Here is a 6,680-nt window from a genome sequence, read left to right as displayed (position 1 = left end):
CCGGAGGGCGGCATGACCACCGGCGAGACCACGACCACTACTCCGGTCGGCGCGATCCCCGCGCAGCCGGGACCCGCGGATGCTACGGATGCAGGGGTGGGACGAGAGCGAATGGACGCGGCTGCCTCCGGCGACCCCGCGGGCTCCGAGGTGATCCCGGGCGCCGGCCCCGTCACCCGACCGGGCGAGCGGGCCACCGTACGACTGCGCGAGACCGATCCCGAGGAGCCGCCGCGGTACGCGCCCGAGTGGCTGCAACTGCGGGAGGGCGCCGACGCGGCGGCCCGGGCGCACGACCTGCTGGACCCGCTGCGGATCCGGCTGGCCAACCTGCCCGGCAAGGCGGGCGGGATCGTGGTGCACGACCTGGGCTGCGGCACCGGCTCGATGGGCCGCTGGCTGGCGCCCCGCCTGGACGGCGCCCAGCACTGGGTCCTGCACGACCGCGACCCCTACCTGCTGCACTTCGCCGCCGTCGCCTCGCCCCGGGCCGCCGCCGACGGCAGCCGGGTCACCGTGGAGACCCGGCGCGGCGACGTCGCCCGGCTCACCCCCGACGCGCTCACAGGCGCCTCGCTGGTGACCGCCTCCGCCCTGCTCGACGTGCTCACCCGGGAAGAGGTCGACACCCTCGCCGAGGCCTGTGCCGGGGCCGGCTGCCCCGCGCTGCTGACCCTGTCCGTCGCCGGACGCGTCGACCTCACCCCGTCCCACCCGCTGGACAAGGAGATCGCGGAGGCGTTCAACGCCCACCAGCGGCGCGGTGGAATGCTCGGACCGGACGCGATCACCGCTGCCTGCGAGGCGTTCGCCGACCGCGGTGCCACCGTGAAGGTGCACCCCAGCCCCTGGCGGCTCGGTGCCGCCGAGAAGGCCCTCACCGAGCAGTGGCTGCGCGGCTGGGTCGGCGCCGCCGTCGAGGAGCGCCCCGAACTCGCCGAGCGCGCCGACGCCTACCTGGCCGACCGGCTCGCCGCGAACGCGGCCGGCGAACTGCGGGTCCTCCTGCACCACAGCGACCTGCTGGCCCTCGCCCGCCCGACCGGAGGCACCGCATGACCACCCCCGCCCTGGTGCGCGAGAGCGCGCCGGTCGCCACGGTCGCCCCGGTCGCCGTGCCCCGGCGTCTGGACCTGCGTGCCGTCCGCACCCACCTGGGCACCCTCGGCGGGGTCGCCATCCTCGCGGTGCTGCTGTGGCGGCTCGGCACCGGGGTCTTCGTCGACGGGCTGCGCCGAATCGATACGCCGACCCTGCTCATGGGCCTGGTGATCGGCGCGGTCACGACCGTGCTGAGCGCCTGGCGCTGGCAGTTGGTGGCCCGCAGCCTCGGGCTGCGGCTGCCGCTCGGGCCCGCCGTCGGCGACTACTACCGGGCGCTGTTCCTGAACGCGGCCCTGCCCGGCGGGGTGCTCGGCGACGTGCACCGGGCGGTGCGGCACGGACAGAGCGAGGGCGACATCGGCCGCGGCGTCCGCGCGGTCGTCCTGGAACGGACCGCGGGACAGCTCGCGTTGACCGTGTTCGGCGCGGCCGCCCTGCTGATCCTGCCCTCGCCGGTCCGCGACGACGTCCGCAGCTTCGCCCCACTGGCCGCCGCCGCGGTGGCGGGCGCCTGCGCGATCGTCGTCGCCCTGCGGATGAACCGGGCCCCGGGCAAGCGCGTCGGCGCCCTGCGCTCGACCCTCGCCGAGGCCCGCCGCGCTCTGCTGTCCCGGCAGAACGGGCCGGGCGTCGCCCTGTCCTCGGTGGTCATCCTCGCCGGACACGTGGGGATGTTCGTGGTCTCCGCGCGGGTGGCCGGTTCCCACGCCTCCGTCGCGGCGCTGGTCCCGATCTGCGTGCTCGCCCTGGTCGCCATGGGAGTGCCGCTGAACGTCGGCGGCTGGGGCCCCCGGGAGGGCGTCACCGCCTGGGCGTTCGCGGCGGCCGGCCTCGGCGCGGACAGCGGGCTCGCCACCGCCGTCGTCTACGGCGTCCTCAGCTTCGTGGCCGCCCTGCCGGGCCTCGTGGTCCTGGTCGTCCGCTGGTACGCCGGGCTGCGCTATTCCCGCCCCGGGGCGAGCAGTTCGAAAACCGCCCCGAAGGAATCGACGAGGCCCGCGAGGAGTTCCTTCCCCTTTTCCGCCGATCCCAGGGAAGGGCGGCCGATGACGCCCGACTCGGTATAGGCGGACATTCCCAGGGTGAGGAGATGACGACGGTCGTCAGCGGTGAAATCGGCGGACTCGTAACCAGGGCGGACCAATTCGGGATGAGCGTGCAGCAGAATGGACGTCTCGATTTCCCCGGCATGCATGTCGGTGAGCGCCGAGGTCTCCACTCCGGCGCGGCTCAGCGCTGTCTCCCAGTCCTCCGCGGCCGGGTACAGCGCCAGCCGCTCGCCGCGCGCGGACGCCTCCTGTACGACGTTGCCCAGCACGTAGTTGCCGCCGTGGCCGTTGACCACGACCAGCGCCTCGACACCGGAGCGGCGCAGCGAGGCGGCGATGTCGTTCACCACCGCGTGCAGGGTGACCGAGGAGATGCTGACGGTCCCCGGCCAGTCGGCGTGCTCGTGCGAGCAGGAGAGGGTCACCGGAGGAAGGAGGTGCACCGGGTACGCGGCGGCGATCTCCCGGGCCACGGCACAGGCGACGAGTGTGTCCGTCGCGAGCGGGAGGTAGGGACCGTGCTGTTCGAAGCTCCCCACGGGAAGGACGGCGACCTGTGTTGAAACGCCCGCCCCCCTGGCCCGTACCTCTTCCGTAGTGTCCGCCGGCAACAGACCGTTCGCCGTCGTACGCGCGCCCGAACCACTCATCTTTTCACGGCCTTTCGTCTCTGCTTAGGAATCAGATCATGACAGAAAACATCGGAGTACTCGGCACGAAGTCCCCACGGCGTTCGGGCGTGGAACGCGTCGTCAATGCACCGCTGCCCACCGTGTACGGGAAATTCCAGGCGATCGGTTACCTGGACCACGACCGCGGTGACGAGCAAGTGGCCCTGGTCTACGGTGACATCGGCAGCGAGCGGGTGCTGACCCGGCTGCACTCGGAATGCCTCACCGGGGACGCGTTCGGCTCCCAGCACTGCGAGTGCGGCGACCAGTTGGCCGCCGCCCTGCGCGCGGTCGTCTCGGAAGGCAGCGGGATCGTCGTCTACCTGCGCGGGCACGAGGGCCGCGGCATCGGTCTGCTCGCCAAGCTCCGCGCGATGGCCCTGCAGGCGGAGGGCCTGGACACCGTCGAGGCGAATCTCGCGCTCGGCCTGCCGGTCGACGCCCGGGACTACGGCGTCGCCGCCGGCATGCTCCGCGACCTCGGGGTGAGTTCGGTACGCCTGATGTCCAACAACCCGCGCAAGCGGGAGTCCCTGGTACGGCACGGCATAGAGGTCGCCGAGACGGTCCCGCTGCTGATCGAGCCGTGCGAGAACAACATCACGTACCTGCGCACCAAGCGGGAGCGCCTGGACCACGTGCTGCCCCACCTGGACGCGGTGGCGCACTGGTCCTGAAGTACCGGGTGGCCTCCCGGGGAAGGATCGGGGGAGACCGACAGGAGGTACACGCGTGAATCTTCGGGCCCAGGCAGTGATCGTCGGCGGCGGGGTGATGGGCACCAGCATCGCCTACCACCTCGCGAGCGCGGGCGTCCGCGACGTCGTCCTCGTCGAACGCGACGAGCTGGCCGCCGGATCCACCTCGAAGGCCGCGGGCGGAGTGCGCGCCCAGTTCTCCGACGAGCTCAACGTCCAGCTGGGCGCGCGCAGTCTGGAAGCCTTCGCCAGGTTCGGCGACGAGATCGGGTACGACATCGGGCTGCGCCGTGTCGGCTACCTTTTCCTCCTGTCCACCCCCGAGGAGGTCGCCTCCTTCGAGGCGAGCGTCCGGCTCCAGAACCACCTGGGCGTCCCCAGCCGGATGCTCACCCCGAGGGAGGCGGCCGGGCTCTCCCCGCTGATCAGCACCGAAGGACTGCTGGCCGCCGCCTACTCCCCGGAGGACGGCCACTGCGCCCCCGAGTCCGTCGTGCACGGTTACGCGGCCGCCGCCCGCGCGCACGGCGCCCGGATACTGCGCCACACCGAGGTCACCGGCATCGAACGGGCCGGCCCCTACGTCACCGCCGTGCACACCGGTCTCGGCCGGATCGCCACCGACACGGTGATCTGCGCGGCCGGCCCCTGGTCGCGGGCGGTCGGCGCGATGGCCGGCGTCGACTTACCGGTGCAGCCGCTGCGCCGCCAGGTCGCCGTCACCGGACCGGTTCCGGGCCTGCCGCCGACGCTCCCGATGACCATCGACTTCACCACCAGCCTGTACTTCCACGCCGAGGGCCCGGGCCTGCTGCTCGGCATGTCCGACCCCGACGAACGGCCGGGCTTCGCCGTCGACGCACACGACCGCTGGATCCCCCGCCTGTACGAGGCGATGCGGCGCCGCGCTCCGGCCCTGCTGGACCTGCGCCGCACCGGCGGCTGGGCGGGTCTGTACGAGAACACCCCCGACCACAACGCCCTGATCGGTGAGGCGACCTCGGTCTCCCGGTTCCTGTACGCCACCGGCTTCTCCGGCCACGGCTTCCTCCAGGGCCCGGCGGTCGGTGAGGTGATCCGCGACCTGTATCTGGGCCGGGCGCCCTTCCTGGACGTCCGGCCCCTGGACGCGGGCCGGTTCGTGTCCGGCACCCCGCGCCCGGAGTCCAACCTCGTGTGAACGGCGCCCGGGGCGGCTCAGTCCAGGATCGCCTCGTGGGCCAGCCGGCGCAGTTCCGGGAAGACCTTCAGCGTCTTCGGCCGTACCTGCGTGTGGAACTGCACGGTCAGGTCGTGCGCCGGGTCGACCCAGAAGGCGGTGGTGGCGGCCCCCGTCCAGCCGTAGGCGCCGGGGCTGCTCGGCGAGAGGGTGCGGGTGGGGTCGATCACCACCGAGACGCCGAGGCCGAAGCCCAGGCCGTCGTTGCCGGGCTCCTGGTGGGCGGGGGCGCCGAAGGCCCGCAGGTCGGTGCCGCCGGGCAGGTGGTTGCGGGAGAGCAGCCCGACCGAGGCGGGGGAGAGGAGCCGCACGCCGTCCAGCTCGCCGCCCCGGCGCAGCATCTCCATGAAACGGTGGTAGTCGTACGCCGTCGCCGCGAGGCCGCCGCTGCCGGACAGCATCCGGGGGCGGCCGCGCAACGGCAGCCCGGGGATCGCCTCGATGCCACCGTCCGCCGTCTCCCCGTACAACTCGGAGAGCCGGTCGGCCTGTTCGGGGACGATGTGCAGGCCCGCGTCGGGCATGCCGAGCGGGCGGAAGATCCGGTCCGCGAAGAACTCGTCGAGCCGCTGCCCGGAGACCACCTCGATGACCCGGCTGAGCACGTTGAAGCCGACCGAGTAGTTCCACTGCGTGCCCGGCTCGAACTGGAGGGGCATCCGCGCGTACACGGCCGTCGTCTCGGCGAGGTCCGCGCCCGCCGGCACCGAGAACTCCAGGCCCGCCTCCCGGTACCGGGCGTCCACCGGGTGCGAGTGGTAGAAGGCGAAGGTGAATCCGGCGGTGTGGGTGAGCAGATGACGGATCCGGATCGGCCCGTCGGCGGGCCTGGTCACCATGTCCGCACCCGAACCGCGCACGTGGACACGGGGGTCGGCGAACTCCGGCAGGAAGCGGTCGACCGGGTCGTCCAGCGACAGCAGGCCGTCCTCGACCAGCAGCAGGACCGCGACCGCCGTGACCGGCTTGGTCATGGAGTAGACCCGCCAGATGGTGTCCGGCTCGACCGGCAGCCCCGCGGCGCGGTCACGGAGGCCGTGCGTGGTGAGGTGGGCGACCCGGCCGCCGCGCGCCACGGCCACCAGGTAGCCGGGCAGGCGCCCTTCGTCGACGTAGTGGGCGAAGTGCTGGTCGAGGCGGTCCAGCGCCTTCGCGTCCAGCCCGACCTCGCCGGGGTCGACTTCCTGTCGCAGCTGTGCCATCGCTCTCCTCCGGTCGTGTCGTCCGCGGTGCGGTCCGACCTGGATCTCATCGTCGCGCAGGAAGAGGGCAATGGTCGCGCTCATCGACGTGCGGTGTGACGGACGCTATAGAAGGGACACCGGGCAGACGACGTGCGAGGACCTCGAACGCGTGTCCGACGGGTGACGGCGGGAATGCCGGGCCGGAGCGGCGGGGTTGCCCCTGATATGACCCAGGACACACTTCTGAAGCTGCTCGCCGAGGGCCACGCCGGGGTGCTGGTCACCCTCAAGCGCGACGGCCGCCCCCAGCTGTCCAACGTCACTCACGCCTACTACCCCGACGAACGGACCGTGCGCGTGTCGATCACGGACGACCGCGCGAAGACCCGCAACCTGCGCCGCGACCCCCGCGCCTCCTACCACGTCACCAGCCCCGACCGCTGGGCCTACACGGTCGCCGAGGGCACCGCCGACCTGTCACCGGTCGCCCAGGACCCCTACGACGAGACGGTGGAGGAACTCGTCCGCCTCTACCGCGACGTCCAGGGCGAGCATCCCGACTGGGACGACTACCGCGCCGCGATGGTCCGCGACCACCGACTGGTACTCCGCCTCCACGTGGAACGGGCCTACGGCATCCCGCGCGCTTAGCGGTCCGGTCTAGCTTGATCTTTAACCTGCGCGGCGGGGTCGTGGGGTTGTTGACTTCTTCGTTCGCTGTTTCCCGGTGTCTGGTTTGCGGACTGTGTGCACGT

At 72.5% G+C, this 6,680-nt stretch carries 6 protein-coding genes and 1 pseudogene; 5 read left to right on the top strand and 2 right to left on the bottom strand.

The window, feature by feature from the left end; genetic code table 11:
* Positions 1-111: 111 nt before the first annotated feature.
* Complete coding sequence (locus tag ABZ646_RS36960) at positions 112-1,059, top strand: methyltransferase domain-containing protein (protein WP_360529161.1); 948 nt, start codon at positions 112-114, stop codon at positions 1,057-1,059.
* Positions 1,056-1,946, top strand: a pseudogene (locus ABZ646_RS36955) (lysylphosphatidylglycerol synthase transmembrane domain-containing protein); the annotation flags it as partial. The gene ABZ646_RS36960 and the pseudogene ABZ646_RS36955, both read left to right, overlap by 4 nt.
* 98 nt (positions 1,947-2,044) lie before the next feature.
* Here ABZ646_RS36955 and ABZ646_RS36950 read toward each other — a convergent pair.
* Positions 2,045-2,803, bottom strand: coding sequence for a creatininase family protein (locus tag ABZ646_RS36950; RefSeq protein ID WP_360529158.1), 759 nt, complete (start codon positions 2,801-2,803; stop codon positions 2,045-2,047).
* Positions 2,804-2,841: 38 nt separating this feature from the next.
* Between ABZ646_RS36950 and ribA the strand changes: the two genes are divergently transcribed.
* Together ribA and ABZ646_RS36940 are read left to right on the top strand one after the other, a co-directional pair.
* Positions 2,842-3,501, top strand: coding sequence for a GTP cyclohydrolase II (ribA, locus tag ABZ646_RS36945; protein WP_360529155.1), 660 nt, complete (start codon positions 2,842-2,844; stop codon positions 3,499-3,501).
* A gap of 55 nt (positions 3,502-3,556) precedes the next feature.
* Complete coding sequence (locus ABZ646_RS36940) at positions 3,557-4,702, top strand: FAD-binding oxidoreductase (RefSeq protein ID WP_360529152.1); 1,146 nt, start codon at positions 3,557-3,559, stop codon at positions 4,700-4,702.
* A 17-nt stretch (positions 4,703-4,719) separates the two neighbouring features.
* Here the strand turns inward: ABZ646_RS36940 and ABZ646_RS36935 are convergent, their stop codons facing one another.
* Positions 4,720-5,943, bottom strand: coding sequence for a serine hydrolase domain-containing protein (locus ABZ646_RS36935; RefSeq protein WP_360529149.1), 1,224 nt, complete (start codon positions 5,941-5,943; stop codon positions 4,720-4,722).
* Between the two features lie 207 nt (positions 5,944-6,150).
* Here ABZ646_RS36935 and ABZ646_RS36930 point away from each other — a divergent pair, with 207 nt between their 5' ends.
* Entirely contained in the window at positions 6,151-6,576 is a 426-nt protein-coding gene (locus ABZ646_RS36930) for a PPOX class F420-dependent oxidoreductase (protein WP_360529146.1), read from the top strand.
* Positions 6,577-6,680 lie beyond the last annotated feature (104 nt).

The sequence above is a fragment of the Streptomyces sp. NPDC007162 genome (assembly GCF_040634175.1).
Classification (GTDB): domain Bacteria; phylum Actinomycetota; class Actinomycetes; order Streptomycetales; family Streptomycetaceae; genus Streptomyces.
This window is presented reverse-complemented; position numbering and strand designations above follow the sequence as displayed.

Excerpts from the sequence above, each read along its gene's own strand:
- ABZ646_RS36960 (WP_360529161.1), top strand. The coding sequence starts at position 112 with ATGGACGCGGCTGCCTCCGGCGACCCCGCGGGCTCCGAGGTGATCCCG.
- ABZ646_RS36950 (WP_360529158.1), bottom strand. The coding sequence starts at position 2,803 with ATGAGTGGTTCGGGCGCGCGTACGACGGCGAACGGTCTGTTGCCGGCG.
- ribA (WP_360529155.1), top strand. The coding sequence starts at position 2,842 with ATGACAGAAAACATCGGAGTACTCGGCACGAAGTCCCCACGGCGTTCG.
- ABZ646_RS36935 (WP_360529149.1), bottom strand. The coding sequence starts at position 5,943 with ATGGCACAGCTGCGACAGGAAGTCGACCCCGGCGAGGTCGGGCTGGAC.
- ABZ646_RS36930 (WP_360529146.1), top strand. The coding sequence starts at position 6,151 with ATGACCCAGGACACACTTCTGAAGCTGCTCGCCGAGGGCCACGCCGGG.